This window comes from Oleiphilus sp. HI0066 (assembly GCF_001635725.1).
In genome coordinates, this window is sequence record NZ_LWFH01001832.1 from 1 (window position 1) to 869 (window position 869).

General features: G+C 45.6%; 1 protein-coding gene. It reads right to left on the reverse strand.

The features are described from left to right. Window positions 1–50 precede the first annotated feature (50 nt). The coding region (locus A3738_RS28435) for a DNA gyrase C-terminal beta-propeller domain-containing protein (RefSeq protein WP_304440141.1) at window positions 51–869 on the reverse strand (819 nt) is incomplete at its 5' end.

The following is an 869-nucleotide window of genomic DNA, read 5'->3' on the forward strand; positions in this document are numbered from 1 at the left end:
AATTCTTGGATAACAAAAAGCCGTTGTAACAACGGCTTTTATTCTAGTGACTATTCTGCTTGCTGCTCTGCTTCTGGCTCAGCGTCAGCCTTACCCGTTTTAATAATTTCAATACGGTCTACACGCTGCAATCCTCTTGGCAGTTTTTGCCCTCTTCGTCCGCGTTCACCAACATAGTGCTGCAAATCACTGTATTTAAGCTTCAAGTGGCGTTTACCAGAGTGAATGACCACAAAATCGGCTTCTGAGAAAATCGCAACATTGGTCATCAGCTCATCTTTACTCTGAGCTCGCGCTGAAGGAATGCTGATAATCTTATTACCCTTACCTTTCGCCAATTCAGGAAGGTCTTTCACAGGGAACACCAGCATTCGGCCTTCATTAGTCACTGCAGCAAGCAACTGACTCTCTACATCATCGATGACCATCGGATGCATCACTTCAGCATTCTTAGGCAATGTGATCGCAGCTTTGCCCGCTTTATTCTTACTTTGAAGTTGATCAATGCTTGAAACAAAGCCATAACCGGCATCGCTCATCATGAGCAATTTTTGCCCCTCTTTACCCATTAGCACCGCTCTAAACTCTGCACCAGATGGTGGGTTTATTTTACCGGTTAAGGGTTCACCTTGGCCTCGAGCAGACGGCAGAGTATGTGCTGCTACCGTATACGCCCTACCAGTAGAATCTAAGAAGATGACACCTTGTTGACTACGACCTTTTGCCGACAAACTAAAACTATCGCCAGCTTTGTAGTTCAAGCCTTTTGGATCAATGTCATGCCCTTTCGCAGCGCGTACCCAGCCTTTTTCAGATAACACGACGGTCACTGGCTCAGAACTGACTAAATCAGTTTCGGAATAGGCTTT